Consider the following 15,076-nt stretch of genomic DNA (forward strand, 5'->3'; position numbering starts at 1 on the left):
CTTCACCAAGTCCGGAAATGATCGGTAAAGCCCCGGCGGAAGCGTTTCCAACCCTTGTCCGGCTGCTAGGTTGACGTGCACCGACCACAACGAAACGGGGTTTTTCCATGCTTTCCCGCTCCCGCCTCGCCGCTCTTTCCGCGGCGCTGCTCTCGATCGCCGCGCTGGGCGTCCTGGAGGCCCCCGAAGCCGGGGCGACGACAGTCACCTGGAAGTTCAGCGGATGTACGTTCTCCGTAGGGGTCCCGGTGCATCACTATTACGGCCGCGACGACCAGACCATCACCGTGAACGGCTCGTGGACGTGCCCGTCCAATCACACGTTCCATATGACGTCTGAAATCAATTACGCCCACCCTGCGTTCGGACGCGACTTCTACGAGAAGAAGGACTACGTCTTCAGTGCGAAGAAGTCGGCGAAATGGAGCATCACCCACCAGTGCAAATTCGACTACCCGAATTCGGGGGCGAGCCTGAAGACCTGGCAGACCGTCTGGCTCCGGGAGGCCGGCACGCGCTGGGAGACGCCGTCCGTCGATCTGTACTGCGGCATCTTCAAGTAGTCGTCCGCTGCCGCCGGACCACCAGGACCTCCTGGTCCGGGAGTCCGACGGCCACCGGCGCGCCGACGGGCAGTTCGCCGGCGCGCCGGGTGGCCACGTCGGCCTTGACCTCCGCACCGTCCGGCAGCCGAACCGTGACGCGGGTGGTCGCGCCCAGGAAGGCGGCGGCGACCACCCGTGCCCCGGCGGCCGGATCGGGCGTGACGTCCACTCCTTCCGGCCGCAGCACCACGTCGACGTCCGCGCCGGCGGTGACGCCCTCGCCGCTCGCGGGAAGCCGGCGCCCCAGCACCTCGACCGTGTCCGGCGCACTCATGACCCCGGGGATCCGGCTGCTCGTCCCGACGAACTCGGCGACGAACGCGGTGGCGGGGCGGGAGTAGAGCTCGGTGGGCGTGGAGCACTGCTCGACCCGGCCGGCCCGCATCACGGCGACCCGGTCGGCCGTCGAGAGGGCCTCCTCCTGGTCGTGGGTGATGAACAGCGTGGTGATGCCGAGTTCCTGCTGGAGGCGGCGGATCTCCTCGCGCAGCGTGGTGCGCACCTTGGCGTCCAGGGCCGACAGCGGCTCGTCGAGCAGCAGGACCCGGGGGCGCAGGGCGAGCGCGCGGGCGAGCGCAACGCGTTGCTGCTGACCGCCGGAGAGCTGGTGCGGGAACCGCTCGCCCTTGTCGGCGAGTCCGACCAGTTCCAGCAACTCGGCCGCCCGCGAACGCCGTTCGGCGGTGGCGACCTTGCGCATGCGCAGTCCGAAGGCCACGTTGTCCAGGGCGTTCAGGTGCGGGAAGAGGCTGTACGACTGGAAGACCATGCCGGCGTCGCGCCGGTGGGCCGGTACGCCGGTGACGTCCGCTCCGTCGACCAGCACCGCGCCGGAGTCGGGCGCCTCGAACCCCGCGAGCATGCGCAGCGCGGTGGTCTTGCCGCAGCCGGAGGGGCCGAGCAGCGCGAGCAGTTCACCGGGCCGGACGGTCAGGTCGAGGCCGTCGAGGGCGACCGTCGCCCCGAACCTGCGGTGCAGGGCGCGGAACTCGACAGTGGCGGCACCGTCCCGGACGGCCCTGTCGTTCTCGGGGACTTCGTTCTCGGGGACTGTGAGCGTCATGGCGTTGCCTTCCCTCGGGAGACGGTACGGGAGGAGGGGCGCCGGCCGCCGAGAGCGGCGAGGGCCAGCAGCAGTGCCCAGGTCACGAGCAGGCTGAGCACGGAGACGGCGACGGACATCTGGGCCTGCGAGCCGGAGATGTCGACGATCCACACCGCGAAGGGCTGGAAGCCCAGGAGGTGCGCGACGGTGTACTCGCCGAGCACCAGGGCGAGGGTCAGGAAGGAGGCGTTGAGCAGCGCCCCGCGCAGGTTCGGCAGGACGGCCCGCAGCAGCGCCTGGAGCGGGCCCGCGCCGCAGCTGCGGGCGGCCTCGACGAGGGTGGGCACGTCGATCGCGCGGAGCCCGGCGTCCAGGGCCCGGTACACGAAGGGCAGCGCCATCACGACGTAGGCCAGGACGAGGACGAAGGGGAAGTCCGGGTTCTGGATCGCCACGAACGTCTCGAAGAACGGCGTGCGGGAGAAATGGTCGGGACCCCACTTCAGGACCGTGACGATCCCGGCGACGAACGCGATGGGCGGCACCACCAACGGCAGCGAGCAGACCACCTCGACGACCGGCCGCAGCCGGGGCGCGCCGAGCCGCAGGGCCACCATCGCGGGCAGCATGAGCAGCAGCACGAGGGCGATGGTCGCGGCCGCCAGTTCGAGAGCGAGCACGAGGCTGTGGACGAAGCCCGCGGTGCCGACGATCTGGCTGTAGGCGGCGAAATCGACCTGGTCGTTCACGTCGACCGAGAAGATCACGGACGCGCCCAGCGGTACCAGGAAGTAGAGACCGGCGAGGGCGAACACCGCCCACCGCCACAGGTTCAGGCGAGCCATCGCGCGCTCCGTCGTTGCAGGGGCAGGTAGACGGCCATCACCAGGCCCGCGACCAGCACCATGTCGAGGCTGAGGGCGAGCGCCACGTTCTCCTGTCCGACCAGGACGTTGCCGGACAGCGCGTCGGCGATCTGGAGGGTGACCAGCGGGACGGAGCTCCCGACCATGGCGGCGGCGGTCGCGTAGGCGGCGAACGCGCTGCCGAAGAGCAGCACGAACCCGCCGAGCAGGGACGGGGTGAGCACCGGCAGGGCCACGTGCCGCCAGTACTGGGCGCCGGTGGCACCGTTGTTCTGGGCGGCCTCGCGCCACTGGACGCGCAGCCCCTCCAGGGCCGGGGTGATGGTGAGCACCATCAGCGGGATGAGGAAGTACAGGTAGACCAGAGTCAGGCCCCAGAAGCCGTAGAGGTCCCAGCTGGCGCCCTTCAGACCGAGGTGCTGGGTGAGGACGCCGGAGTTGCCGAGGGTGGCGACGAAGGCGAACGCGAGCGGCACACCGCCGAAGTTGGCCAGCACCCCGGAGGCGGTCAGCACGGCCTCGCGCAGTCCCCGGAAGCGTGAGGTCACCACGGCCTGTGCAAGGAACAGGCCGAGCACGGTCGCGAGGGCCGCGGAGAGGGCGGACAGCTCGACACTGCCGAGCAGGGCCGTCAGGTAGGCGCCCTGCAGGGAGTCGGTCAGGTTCGCCACTGTGTAGGACGTGGCGCCCGTGGCCTGGTCCTTGGCCGTGAACGCGCCGTTGAGCATGGCCAGCGCCGGGACGCCGAAGGCGATCGCGGTGACGACGAGCAGCGGGACGACGGCGAGCCAGCCCGGCGCACGGCGCCGCCGCCGCGGGGCAGCGACGGTCGCCGTGTCGACCCTCGGGAGGGTGGAGGTCATCCGGAGATCGCCTTCGCCCAGCCCTGGGAGATGACCGTCTTGGCCTTGTCCTGCTGGGCCTCGGTCGGGAACTTGGGCGTTCCGGTGACCTCGGGCAGCTTGGCGGCGGCCGCCTTGTCGAGGGTGCCGGCCTTCTCCATGGCGGTCATCAGGGCCGGGCGGGCGTATCCCTTGAGCCAGAGGTTCTGGCCCTCGGCGCTGTAGAGGTACTCCTGCCACAGCCGGGCCGCCGCCGGGTGCGGGGCGTCCTTGTTGACGGCCTGGGAGTAGTACTGCGAGAACTGGCCGTCGCTGGGGACGGTGACCTTCCAGTCGACGCCCTTGGACTTGAACTCGTCGGCGTACCCGGCGTTCAGGTAGTCCCAGTCGATGCTGATCGGCGTCTCGCCCTTCTCGACGGTGGCCGGGGTCGACTCGACGGGGGTGTAGTTGCCGTTCTTCTTCAGCTTGGCGAAGAAGTCGAGGCCGGGCTGGATGTCGTCGAAGGAGCCGCCGCTCGCGAGGGCGGCCGCGTAGACACCGCCGAAGGCCGAACCGGACTTGGTGGGGTTGCCGTTGAGGGCGACCTGGCCCTTGTACTGCGGCTTGAGCAGGTCGGCGAAGGTGGTGGGGCAGGTCTTGACCCGCTTGGCGTCGCAGCCGATGGAGATGTAGCCGCCGTAGTCGTTGTACCAGCGGGCCTGTGCGTCCTTCTGCCCGGTGGGGATGTCGTCGTACGAGGCCACCTTGTACGGGGCGAGCAGGCCCTGCTGGGCGGCGCTGATCGCGAAGGAGCTGCCGAGGTCGAGGACGTCGGGGGCGCGGTCCTGGCCCTTGCGGGAGGTGACGGCGTTGATCTCGTCCTGGCTGGTGCCGTCGGGGTTCTCGACGGAGATCTTGATGCCGTACTTCTTCGTGAAGCCGTCTATGAGGGCGCCGTAGTTGGCCCAGTCGCGGGGCAGCGCGATGGCGTTGAGCGTGCCCTCCTTCTTCGCCGCGGCGACCAGTTTGTCCAGGCCGCCGAAGTCGGCGGCGGAGGTCGCGGTGGCGGCGTTCTTGCCGTCGGCGGTGGTCGACGCGGTGTCGGGGGCGGCGCCGCAGGCGCTCAGGGCGAGGGCGGCGAGGGTGGCGAGGACACCGAGTGCGGCTGTTCTCGGCAGGGACACGGTCACGGCTTCTCCAGGGGACGCGCGAGGGTGCAGGAGCCAAAGGGAGAGAACTTGTCTGAACAAGTTGGCCTCAGTAAGGCTGCCGCTGGTGTCCTGCTCGTAAACACTGGAGAAACGCTGACCCCCGAATTCAGCACAACAAGAGCTCCCTCGGAACCGCCCCTGCTGTCGACTACGCTGGTCACGCTGTGCACAGCATTCGACTCAGAGGGGAAGCATGGCGGCGCGACACGAGGAGATCGCCGACGAACTGCGTCGGGCGATCGACCGCGAGGAGTACACCGTCGGCAGTCTGCTGCCCCCCGAGACGGAGCTCGCGGCGCACTACGGCGTCTCTCGCGGAACGGTCCGCCAGGCGGTCGCGGCGCTCACGGCCGAGGGGCTCATCGGCTCCCGCCAGGGCGCCCGGCGGGTGGTGCTGGCCAGCCGGCGCAGCCAGAGCTTCGCCGAACTGCGGAGCTTCGCCCAGTGGGCGCGGGCGATGGGCCGGGAGGCGACCGGGCGGGTGGTCGTGCAGGAGTACCGGCCGGCCTCGAAGGAGGACTCGATACGCCTCCAACTCGCCTCCGGCACCCCGGTGTTGCACGTCCTGCGGGTGCGCGGCCTGGACGGCGAACCGGTGTTGCTGGAGCGGACGGTGTACGCCGACTGGATCTCCCCGACCGTGGCGGCCATCGAGCCCGAGTGCCCCTCGGTCACTCAACGCCTGTACGAGGACACGGGGTTGGTGTTCGCCTACGGGGAGCACGTCATCGACGCGGTGGCGGCGGGCGCGCAGGACGCGGAGCTGCTGGGGATCCGCCGGACGAGTCCGCTGCTGCGGGTTCGCCGGGTGACCACGACCCGGGAAGGGCGTCCGGTGGAGTGGTCGGACGACCGGTACCGTTCGGATGCGGTGAGCTTCAGCGTGCACAACTCGATCGACAACAACGCCCTGGCCCGCAAGACCGCGGAGTAGGGCTCGCACCCGGCCGGAGGTTCTGATGGACATCACTGTGCTGCCCGGTGTCGACGAGCACGCGGTGGTCGTCCCGGCGGCGCCTCTCGAGGTCTGGGACGCGCTCGGCGAGAGTCTGGTGCGGTCGTTCGGCCGCCCCCGCTCCGCCCGTTACGCACGTCTCGTCGGCGTCGCCGACCGTACGGCGTCCGGGCCGCGGCCGCTCGCCGAGGGGTCCGTCCTGCCCGGGTTCAGGGTGACCGGCGCGACGCCGGGCCGTGAGCTCGTCCTCGTCGGACGGCACCACTTCTCGACGTACGCGCTCGTCTTCCGGTTGGAGGCGGAGGGCGGCGGCACCCGGCTGCGGGCCGAGACCCGGGCCAGGTTCCCCGGTCCGTTCGGCGCCCTCTACCGGCTGCTGGTCGTCTCCTCGGGGGCGCACGCCCTGCTCACCCGCCGCCTGCTGGAAGGGGTCCGGCACCGCGCCGGACAGGTCAGGTAGGCGAGCCCGAGGAGAAGCGGCGCAGCAGCGGGGAGAGGACGAGGACCGACTTGGTCCGTTCCACGAACGGCTCTCCCGCGATCCGCTCCAGGACGCGTTCGAAGTGCCGCATGTCGGAGGCGAAGACCTGCACGACCGCGTCCGCCTCGCCGGTGACGGTCGAGGCGGCCACGACCTCCTGGTAGCGCTCCAGGCCCTTCTGGATGGTCTCCGGGGAGGTGTTGCGCCGGCAGTAGATCTCGACGAACCCCTCGGTCTCCCAGCCGAGGGCCGCCGGGTCCACCCGCACGGTGAATCCGGTGATGGCCCCGGTGGCACGCAGCCGGTCCACCCGCCGTTTCACGGCGGGCGCGGACAGACCGACGATCTGCCCGATGTCCGCGTAGGAGCGGCGGGCGTCCTCGGCGAGGGCGTGCACGATGCGTTCGTCGAGATCGTTCAGCACGGTGGGTGGATCAGCCTTCGGGTGTTGCGAGTCGGGAACGGCGATGGCCGTATACGAAGTAGAACACGAGCCCGACGGCCATCCAGACCCCGAAGACCACCCAGGTGACGGTGGACAGGCTGCCCATCATCCACACGCAGAAGCCGAAGCCCAGCGCCGGGAACACCGGCGAGAGCGGGACACGGAAGGTGCGGGGCATGTCCGGACGGGTCCTGCGCAGCACCACGACGGCGATGTTGACCAGGGCGAAGGCGAAGAGCGTGCCGATGCTGGTGGCGTCGGCGAGCTGACCGAGCGGGATCGCGGCGGCCAGGACCCCGCAGAACAAGGACACGATCACCGTGTTGGCGCGGGGCGCGCCCGTCCTCGGGTGGACCCGGCCGAACACCTTCGGCACCAGCCCGTCGCGGGACATCGCGAAGAGGATGCGGGTCTGGCCGTAGAGCACGGTCAGGACGACGCTCGCGATGGCGATGACCGCGCAGAACGCCAGGAGGGTGCCCCAGAAGCCCTGCCCGGTGACCTCGCGCATGATCTGGGCGAGCGCGGCCTCCGAGTCGCCGAAATGCTGCCAGGGCTTCGCACCGACGGCGACGGCCGCGACCAGGACGTACAGCGCGGTGACGATGACGAGCGACAGCATGATCGCGCGGGGCAGGTCGCGCTGGGCGTCCTTCGCCTCCTCACCGGCCGTGGAGGCGGCGTCGAAGCCGATGTACGAGAAGAACAGCGTGGCACCGGCCGCGCTGACCCCGGCCATGCCGAGCGGCATGAAGTGCTCGTAGTTGCCCGAGCGGAAGCCCTGGACGCCGATCGCGCAGAACATCACCAGCGCGGCGATCTTCACAACCACCATGACGGTGTTGGCGCGGGCGGACTCGCGGGCCCCGCCCAGCAGGAAGGCCATGGCGAGGAGTACGACGATCAGCGCCGGGAGGTTGAAGACGCCGCCGTCGCCAGGCGGGGCGGACAGGGCGTCCGGGATGGTGACGCCCATGGTCCCGTCGAGCAGCTCGTTCAGGTACTCGCCCCAGCCGACGGCCACGGCGGCGACCGAGACGCCGTACTCCAGGACCAGGCACCAGCCGCAGATCCAGGCGATCAGTTCACCCATGGTTGCGTACGCGTACGAGTACGAGGACCCGGCGACCGGGATGGTGCCGGCCAGCTCGGCGTAGGAGAGCGCCGAGAAGAGGGCGGTGAGGCCGGCGATCACGAAGGAGAGCGTGACGGCCGGCCCGGCCTTGGGGACGGCCTCGCCGAGGACGACGAAGATGCCGGTGCCGAGCGTGGCGCCGATGCTGATCATCGTCAGCTGCCAGAGCCCGAGGGAGCGCCTGAGGGCTCCTCCCTCGCCCTGGCCGCCCTCGGCGACGAGGCGTTCCACGGGTTTGCGCCGCATGAGGCGCGCGCCGAGCCCCGGGGAGGCGGGGGCTTCTTGGGTGCGTTGGTGCGAGGGTGCACCTTGGTCGAGCACGCGCTGACTCCTTCGTCGCTGCAGGTGAGTACAGCGCAGCACCCTACGAGGCCGGACGTCACAGTCGTAATGCAGCAACCTTGCACGCACTCGCAAGATCGTTGCGTTCCGCGCCGCTGGGTGGGCGTTCGTTGCGCGCCCCCCCTGCAGGCCCTCCGCGACCCTCGTCAGCACCCCGGTCCGGGGCGCCTCAAGCCGGTTCGACGTCGAGGTGGCCCGGCGAGAGCTCCTTGACGAGAAAGGTGCACGCGTCGACGCACTCGCGGACCGTGCCGTCGTGCTCCTCGTACGAGTAGCGGTCCGGATAGTCGGCCACGGCCCGGTACCCGAGCCGCGTGTACAGGGCGCCCGCGCGCTCGTTGTCCTTGCCGACGCCGATGCCCACGACACCCAGGCGCCGGCCCCGGGCCAGTTCCTCGGCGGCCCGGACCAGCGCGCTGCCGATCCCGCGTGACCGCAGTTCCTCGGGCCACACCGCGAGAGAGCCGATCTCGGGGCAGTCCGCGGTGATCTCGGGCGCGGCACACCCGGTCCAGCGCAGCTCCGTGTGCCCGACGGGCCGTCCGTCCACCCATGCCACGAGGTAGGTGCTCTGCCCCGCCTCCTGGCGGGCGAACCGCCGGGCGTGGAAGGAGGTGGCTCCGGGCGAGCCCATGTACCGGTCCAGCAGCTCGATGTCGCAGCTCCGGCAGACGGTGATGTCCATACCGACGACGGTACGGACCGCGCACGCGCACGGCCCCCGGTTTTCGACGGGGGCCGCACCCGGCGGACTCAGCTCCAGCTGGCGTGCAGCGGCTTGCCCTCCGCGTAACCGGCCGCGCTCTGGATGCCCACGACCGCCTTCTCGGCGAACTCCTCCAGGGAGCCCGCGCCGGCGTAGGTGCAGGAGGAGCGGACGCCCGCGATGATCGAGTCGATCAGGTCCTCGACACCCGGGCGGGCCGGGTCGAGGAACATCCGGGAGGTCGAGATGCCCTCCTCGAAGAGAGCCTTGCGGGCCCGGTCGTACGCCGACTCCTCGGACGTGCGGTTGCGCACCGCCCGCGCGGACGCCATGCCGAAGGACTCCTTGTAGAGCCGTCCGCTCGCGTCCTGCTGGAGGTCGCCCGGGGACTCGAAGGTGCCCGCGAACCAGGACCCGATCATCACGTTGGACGCGCCGGCGGCCAGCGCCATGGCGACATCGCGCGGGTGCCGGACACCGCCGTCGGCCCACACGTGCTTGCCGTACTTCCTCGCCTCGGCCGCGCACTCCAGGACCGCCGAGAACTGCGGCCGGCCGACGCCGGTCATCATGCGGGTGGTGCACATGGCACCGGGACCCACGCCGACCTTGATGATGTCCGCGCCGGCCTCGATCAGGTCCCGCACCCCCTCGGCGGCCACGATGTTGCCGGCCACGATCGGGACCTGCGGGTCGAGCGCCCGGACCGCCTTGATCGCGGTGATCATCGACTCCTGGTGGCCGTGCGCCGTGTCGATGACGAGGGTGTCGACGCCCGCGTCGAGCAGCTGCTTGGCCTTCTGTGCGAAGTCGCCGTTGATGCCCACGGCGGCGGCGATGCGCAGCTTGCCCTGCGCGTCGACGGCCGGGGTGTACAGGGTGGCGCGCAGGGCGCCCTTGCGGGTGAGGATGCCGGCGAGGCGGCCGTCCCGGTCCACGGCGGGGGCGTACCGGCGGTTGGCCGCGTCGAGCCGGTTGAAGGCCTCACGGGGGTCGATGTCGGCGTCGAGCAGCAGCAGATCGCGGGACATGACCTCGGCGAGCTGCGTGAAACGGTCGACTCCGGACAGGTCGCTGTCGGTGACGACACCGACGGGCCGGCCCTCCTCGTCGACGACCACCCCGGCGTTGTGCGCGCGCTTGGGCAACAGGGCGAGGGCGTCGGCGACGGTCTGGTGCGGGGCCAGCACGATCGGGGTGTCCAGGACGTGGTGGCGGCTCTTGACCCAGCCGACGACCTCGGTGACGACCTCGATCGGAATGTCCTGCGGGATGACCACGAGACCACCGCGCCGGGCCATCGTCTCGGCCATGCGGCGCCCGGCGATGGCGGTCATGTTGGCCACGACCAGCGGAATCGTGGTGCCCGTGCCGTCCGGGGAGCTGAGGTCCACGCCCTGCCGCGAGCCGACGGCGCTGCGACTCGGGACCATGAAGACGTCGTCGTACGTCAGGTCGTACGGGGGCTGGATGTCGTTGAGGAAACGCACGTGCTGCACATCCCAGTCGATCAGAGGTGGCCCCCGGACAGGTCAGCCAGGGGGAAAGAGCACGTACTTCATTCTCCCATGTCGGGCGGAATGCCACCCACGGGCGAAACGTCCAGACCGGCCGGAGGGGCCTTAGGACGAACCTCCAAGGGCGAGCGCCACGGTGAGTGCGGAGGTCTGCGAGAACACCTCGCGGGCGGTGGCCCACTCCTCGGGCCGCGCCTGCGCGTACCGGTCCCAGTGCCGTACGAGGACGACGGTCTCCGTCCCGGCGGGGTCCCCGGCGTTCCCGGCCCACATGCCGGGATCGGCGAGGACGTCGGCCAGCGCGTCCCAGTTGCGGCCGAACCAGTCCGGCAGCCGTAGGTCACGGGCGCAGCGGTCCATCAGGCCCGCCTTGTCCACGACCCCTTCGAGGTCCAGCGTGACCACGCGTGCCGTCATCTCAGTACCGCCCTGAACGAGTCGTAGTGATCATCGGTGTAGTAGATCTCCCCGCCCTGCCCGGTGACGATCCGCCGGGCCCCGCGGTCGTGCGAGCCCGGGGTGGGGACGGTGTACTCGTGGTAATAGCCGCGCCGGTGCGCGGGCAGCAGCCGCTCGAAGTTCCCGAAGACCGAGCCGTCCTTGGCGTACGGGAACGGACCGCCCCTGTCGATGAGTTCGAGGGTCTGCCGGGCCTCGGCCGGGAGCCGGGACTCCTGGACGGTGGCCGGGCCGTCGCCCGTCGACGGGTCGGCGCCGGTGGCCGAACACCCCGTCAGGACCAGCAGGCACAGAAGCACTCGGGAGACGAACCGCAGCAGCATGCGCTCGATGCTGCCACGGCCGCCTCCTCGGGGCAGTCCGTCAGGCCCCGTCCGGGTCCGCCCTGTTGAGCGCCGGCTTCGGCGTGGTCCCCGCCGTCATCAGGTAGTCCGCGGCGGAGGTGTCCGTCACCAGGCTGGTGACGAGTCCGGACCGCAGCACCGCGTCGATCGCGGCCGCCTTGCGCTGTCCGCCCGCGATCGCGACGACCTCGGGGATACGGCGGAGCTGGTCGGCCTTGACCGTGATGCACCGCTCGCCCAGGTCCCGACCGACCCTGCGGCCCTCGGCGTCGAAGAGGTGCGCGGACATCTCGGCGGCGACACCGAGCGAGGCGTAGTGGCCGCGCTCCTCGTCGCTGAGCATGTCGTGCACCGTCGAGATGCCCGGCTCCCAGGAGCCGATGGAGACACAGGCGACCGTGACCTTGTCGAAGTACTCGAAGGCCCGGGCGATCCCGGTCTGGTTGCGCAGGGCGGCCGCGGTGGCCGCGTCCGGCAGCAGCATCGGCGCGTAGATGGGGTGGGCGTCCCCGCCGGACACCTGGGCGGCCCGCCGCACCGCCTCCACCGAACCGCGCTCGGCGGTCCCGGCGTCGTACACACCCGTCAACTGCACCACCGTGCACGGTGGGAGCCGGTCGAGGGCAGCCGCCATGTGGATGGTGGAGCGGCCCCAGGCCAGGCCCAGGATGTCGCCCTCGTTGACCAGTTCGCCGAGCAGGTCGGCGGCCACTTCTCCCAGGTTCTCGGGGTCAGGTGTCTCCTCGGCCTCGGCCGGGGACTCGACCACGACGGCGTGCCTGAGGCCGTAGCGGGCGCGGAGCGCGTCGGAGCGCTCCGCGTCCAGCTCGGCCGGCACGCGGATCTCGATCCGCACGAGATCCCGTTCGAGAGCGGTCTCGAGGACCCGGGCCACCTTGAAGCGGCTGACGCCGAACTCCTCCGCGATCTGGATCTTCGATTTGCCCTCGAGGTAGAAGCGGCGGGCCATGGCCGCCGCCTGCACCAGCTCAGCGGGTCCCATCCGCATGGCTGACCGGCCCGCCGACATACCCGACACGGCGATCTCCTCACTGCTGTTCACACTCTGGATTCGCCGTTCATCCTTGCAGATCCGGCGCACTTGATCAGCCCTGATCAGAGCCGTTCACGTTCCTGACGCTCAGTGGTCGCACGCCCACGAAGCCTTCGCGGTCGCCCCCTCCGCCTGCTTGCGCAATGCACGTACCGCCTCGGCCGGGTCGGACGCCCCGTACACCGCCGACCCGGCGACGAAGACGTCGGCGCCCGCGTCCGCGCAGCGCTCGATGGTGGACGCCGAGACTCCGCCGTCGACCTGGAGCCACAGCTCAAGGCCGTGCTTGCTGATCAACTCGCGGGTCCGGCGAATCTTGGGGAGCATGATGTCGAGGAACGCCTGTCCCCCGAAACCGGGCTCGACCGTCATGATCAGCAGCATGTCGAGCTCGGGGAGCAGGTCCTCGTACGGCTCGATGGGCGTCGCGGGCTTCAGCGCCATGGAGGCGCGGGCGCCCTTGGCCCGGATCTCCCGGGCGAGCCGGACCGGAGCGGCGGCCGCCTCCACATGGAAGGTGACGGAAGAGGCCCCCGCCTCTACGTACTGGGGCGCCCAGCGATCGGGGGCCTCGATCATCAGATGGCAGTCCAGCGGGGTGTCCGTCGCACGGGCCAGGGACTCTACGACCGGCACGCCGAGCGTGAGGTTCGGAACGAAATGGTTGTCCATGACGTCGACATGGAGCCAGTCGGCTCCCCCGACCGCCTTCGCCTCGTCCGCGAGGCGGGCGAAGTCGGCGGACAGGATGCTGGGATTGATCTGCGCGGCCATACCCCAAGCCTCCCATGCCGGGGGGCGGAGGGGCGCGCCGGTCCGGACCTAAGCCGTTCATCGGATGTTGTGGACGGGCCGCGCGTGTCATGCTGGGCGGCCGATCGGCTCGAGAGATGGCACCGGGGGTGGCCATGAGCGGAAATCGGGGCATCGCGCATCTCGTCTGCGGACGGCGTGCGAAGTGGCTGGTGCTGGCGCTGTGGCTGGTGGTGCTGTTCCTGACGGCACCCCTGGCCTCGAAGCTCACCGACGCCCAGGACAACGACGCGGCCTCCTGGCTGCCCGGCTCCGCCGAGTCCACCCAAGTCCTGCAGATCTCGGAGGACTTCAGGCCGGAACAGATCCCCGCGGTCGTCGTCTACGCGCGCGAGAGCGGCCTGACGGCGCAGGAACGGGCCACGATCGCCAAGGACGTCTCCGAGATCAAGCAGCTGACGGCCCACGGCATCCGCGGCGCGGAGACCCGGGGCCCGATCTACGACCGGCAGAGCGATCCGCGCGCCGCCCAGATCCTCGTCCCGATCACCATGGACGAGAAGGGCTGGGAGGAGATCGCGCCCGCGGTGGACTCCCTGCGTGACGTCGTGGGCAAGGGCGGCGACGGTCTCGCCGTGCACATCACCGGCCCGGGCGGCACCTCCGCGGACTTCTCCGAGGCCTTCGAGGGCATCGACTCCACGCTGCTGCTGTCCGCCATGGCGGTCGTCGTGGTCATGCTGCTCATCACCTTCCGCAGCCCCACTCTGCTCCTGGTCCCGCTGCTCTCGGTGATCGCCGCACTGTTCACCGCACAGGCCTTCATCTATCTGCTCGCGCAGCACGCGGGGCTGACGGTCAACGGCCAGAGCGCGGGCATCCTCACGGTCCTCGTCTTCGGCGCGGGGACGGACTACGCCCTGCTGCTCGTCGCCCGCTACCGGGAGGAGCTGCACCGCCACGAGGACCGCCACGAGGCGATGGCCCTCGCCCTGCACCGCGCGGGACCGGCTGTGGTCGCCTCCGGCGCGACCGTGATCCTCAGCATGCTGGTCCTGCTGGCCGCCGAGATGAACTCGACCCGCGGCCTCGGCCCCGTCGCCGCGATCGGGGTGGCGGTCGCCCTGCTGGCGATGGTGACGCTGTTCCCTGCCCTGCTGGTGATCTTCGGCCGGTGGATCTTCTGGCCGGCGATCCCGCACTTCGGCGACCCCGACCGCATCGAGAGCGGCATCTGGGCCCGCACCGGCCGCCGTATCGCCCGCCGCCCCCGCATGATCTGGGTGGCCACGGCCCTGGCCCTCGGCGTCTGCTCGCTCGGCCTGATCCAGCTGCGCGCCGAGGGCATCGGCAACGCGGACGCGTTCACCGGGAAACCGGACTCGATCGTCGGCCAGGAGGTGTCCGCGAAGTACTTCCCGGCCGGCAGCGGAGACCCCCTGGTCGTCGTCAGCAACCAGGCCCAGGCACGGCAGGTGGGCGAAGCGGTCGCGGGCACCCGCGGAGTGGTGCCCCAGTCGCTGGGCCTGCCGCCGGGCACGAAACCCGCGTACGAGGGCAAGGTGCTGTTCGAGGCCACGATGACCGCCCCTGCCGACAGCGAGGCCGCGAAGCAGACGGTGGAGCGGGTCCGCGACGCCGTCCACGCGGTCCCGGACGCCGACGCCCAGGTCGGCGGCGGTACGGCCGCACTGCTGGACATGGACAGGGCCACCACGCACGACAACATCCTGATCATCCCGCTGGTGCTGGTCGTGGTGACGCTGATCCTGTGCGCCCTGCTGCGCGCCCTGGTCGCCCCGCTGCTGCTGATCGGGACGGTGATCCTGTCCTTCGCGGGAGCCCTGGGCCTCAGCGCGCTGGCCTTCCGCCACGTGTTCGACTACGCGGGCGAGTCGACGGACTTCCCGCTGTTCGTCTTCGTCTTCCTGGTCGCCCTCGGCATCGACTACAACATCTTCCTGACCACCCGTATCCGCGAGGAGGCGGCCCGTCAGGGCACCCGGCCGGGCGTGATCACCGGCCTGGCCGCGACCGGCGCGGTCATCACCTCCGCCGGACTGGTCCTGGCCGGCACCTTCGCCGCCCTCGGCACCCTCCCGATGGTCGCCTTCGCGGAGATCGGCTTCGCGGTGGCGCTGGGGGTCCTGCTGGACACGTTCATCGTCCGCTCGGTCCTGGTCACGTCCCTGTTCCTGGACGTGGGCTCCAAGGTGTGGTGGCCGCACAGCCTGGCCAAGGCCGAGGAGCCCGACCCGGAGGCGCGGGGAACCGCGCGACCGGCCACGACGGCCTCTCGGACGAACGACTAGTCCCCGTCGGACGAACGACCAG

The 15,076-nt window shown here is 70.7% G+C and carries 16 protein-coding genes; 4 read left to right on the forward strand and 12 right to left on the reverse strand.

Translation table 11 applies throughout. The annotated features are described in order from the left end of the window. Window positions 1-107: 107 nt before the first annotated feature. Window positions 108-563: a hypothetical protein gene (locus IOD14_RS29750; RefSeq protein WP_123987900.1), complete on the forward strand. Its 456-nt coding sequence runs from the start codon at window positions 108-110 to the stop codon at window positions 561-563. On the opposite strand, the gene IOD14_RS29755 is transcribed toward IOD14_RS29750, so the two are convergent. From IOD14_RS29755 to IOD14_RS29770, 4 genes are read right to left on the reverse strand one after another with little or no spacing between them, the layout of a single operon-like run. Next, window positions 556-1,668: an ABC transporter ATP-binding protein gene (locus IOD14_RS29755; protein ID WP_123987901.1), complete on the reverse strand. Its 1,113-nt coding sequence runs from the start codon at window positions 1,666-1,668 to the stop codon at window positions 556-558. The genes IOD14_RS29750 and IOD14_RS29755 overlap by 8 nt on opposite strands. Beyond that, complete coding sequence (locus IOD14_RS29760; protein ID WP_123987902.1) at window positions 1,665-2,495, reverse strand: ABC transporter permease subunit; 831 nt, start codon at window positions 2,493-2,495, stop codon at window positions 1,665-1,667. The genes IOD14_RS29755 and IOD14_RS29760 overlap by 4 nt, the downstream gene beginning before the upstream one ends. Further along, on the reverse strand, window positions 2,483-3,379 hold the full coding sequence (locus tag IOD14_RS29765; RefSeq protein WP_212672024.1) for an ABC transporter permease subunit: 897 nt from the start codon (window positions 3,377-3,379) through the stop codon (window positions 2,483-2,485). Before IOD14_RS29765 ends, IOD14_RS29760 begins: the two co-directional genes overlap by 13 nt. Further along, window positions 3,376-4,530 carry an extracellular solute-binding protein gene (locus IOD14_RS29770; protein WP_123987904.1) on the reverse strand — a complete coding sequence of 385 codons (1,155 nt, stop codon included), beginning with the start codon at window positions 4,528-4,530 and terminating at the stop codon, window positions 3,376-3,378. The genes IOD14_RS29765 and IOD14_RS29770 overlap by 4 nt, the downstream gene beginning before the upstream one ends. 214 nt (window positions 4,531-4,744) lie before the next feature. Here IOD14_RS29770 and IOD14_RS29775 point away from each other — a divergent pair, with 214 nt between their 5' ends. Both IOD14_RS29775 and IOD14_RS29780 read left to right on the forward strand, forming a co-directional pair. Further along, window positions 4,745-5,485 carry a GntR family transcriptional regulator gene (locus IOD14_RS29775; RefSeq protein ID WP_212672025.1) on the forward strand — a complete coding sequence of 247 codons (741 nt, stop codon included), beginning with the start codon at window positions 4,745-4,747 and terminating at the stop codon, window positions 5,483-5,485. Window positions 5,486-5,510: 25 nt separating this feature from the next. Then, the gene (locus IOD14_RS29780) at window positions 5,511-5,966 is read left to right on the forward strand and encodes a DUF2867 domain-containing protein (protein WP_123987906.1); all 456 of its coding nucleotides are present in this window, start codon (window positions 5,511-5,513) and stop codon (window positions 5,964-5,966) included. Here IOD14_RS29780 and IOD14_RS29785 read toward each other — a convergent pair. From IOD14_RS29785 to rpe, 8 genes are all read right to left on the reverse strand, one after another. Further along, complete coding sequence (locus IOD14_RS29785; RefSeq protein WP_123987907.1) at window positions 5,959-6,411, reverse strand: Lrp/AsnC family transcriptional regulator; 453 nt, start codon at window positions 6,409-6,411, stop codon at window positions 5,959-5,961. The genes IOD14_RS29780 and IOD14_RS29785 overlap by 8 nt on opposite strands. A gap of 10 nt (window positions 6,412-6,421) precedes the next feature. Continuing rightward, on the reverse strand, window positions 6,422-7,888 hold the full coding sequence (locus IOD14_RS29790; protein WP_212672026.1) for an amino acid permease: 1,467 nt from the start codon (window positions 7,886-7,888) through the stop codon (window positions 6,422-6,424). Between the two features lie 190 nt (window positions 7,889-8,078). After that, the gene (locus IOD14_RS29795; RefSeq protein ID WP_212672027.1) at window positions 8,079-8,594 is read right to left on the reverse strand and encodes a GNAT family N-acetyltransferase; all 516 of its coding nucleotides are present in this window, start codon (window positions 8,592-8,594) and stop codon (window positions 8,079-8,081) included. 68 nt (window positions 8,595-8,662) lie between these two features. Then, entirely contained in the window at window positions 8,663-10,105 is a 1,443-nt protein-coding gene (locus IOD14_RS29800; protein WP_212673430.1) for a GuaB1 family IMP dehydrogenase-related protein, read from the reverse strand. Window positions 10,106-10,237: 132 nt separating this feature from the next. Continuing rightward, window positions 10,238-10,549, reverse strand: coding sequence for a barstar family protein (locus tag IOD14_RS29805; RefSeq protein WP_212672028.1), 312 nt, complete (start codon window positions 10,547-10,549; stop codon window positions 10,238-10,240). Next, window positions 10,546-10,914 (reverse strand): ribonuclease domain-containing protein, encoded by a 369-nt coding sequence (locus IOD14_RS29810; protein ID WP_212672029.1) that lies wholly within the window; start codon window positions 10,912-10,914, stop codon window positions 10,546-10,548. Before IOD14_RS29810 ends, IOD14_RS29805 begins: the two co-directional genes overlap by 4 nt. A gap of 40 nt (window positions 10,915-10,954) precedes the next feature. Beyond that, complete coding sequence (locus IOD14_RS29815; protein WP_123987912.1) at window positions 10,955-11,998, reverse strand: sugar-binding domain-containing protein; 1,044 nt, start codon at window positions 11,996-11,998, stop codon at window positions 10,955-10,957. A gap of 78 nt (window positions 11,999-12,076) precedes the next feature. Next, window positions 12,077-12,763: a ribulose-phosphate 3-epimerase gene (rpe, locus tag IOD14_RS29820; RefSeq protein ID WP_123987913.1), complete on the reverse strand. Its 687-nt coding sequence runs from the start codon at window positions 12,761-12,763 to the stop codon at window positions 12,077-12,079. A gap of 134 nt (window positions 12,764-12,897) precedes the next feature. Here rpe and IOD14_RS29825 point away from each other — a divergent pair, with 134 nt between their 5' ends. Beyond that, window positions 12,898-15,054, forward strand: coding sequence for an MMPL family transporter (locus IOD14_RS29825; RefSeq protein ID WP_212672030.1), 2,157 nt, complete (start codon window positions 12,898-12,900; stop codon window positions 15,052-15,054). Window positions 15,055-15,076 lie beyond the last annotated feature (22 nt).

Source organism: Streptomyces sp. A2-16 (genome assembly GCF_018128905.1).
In the GTDB taxonomy this organism is placed as follows: Bacteria; Actinomycetota; Actinomycetes; order Streptomycetales; family Streptomycetaceae; genus Streptomyces.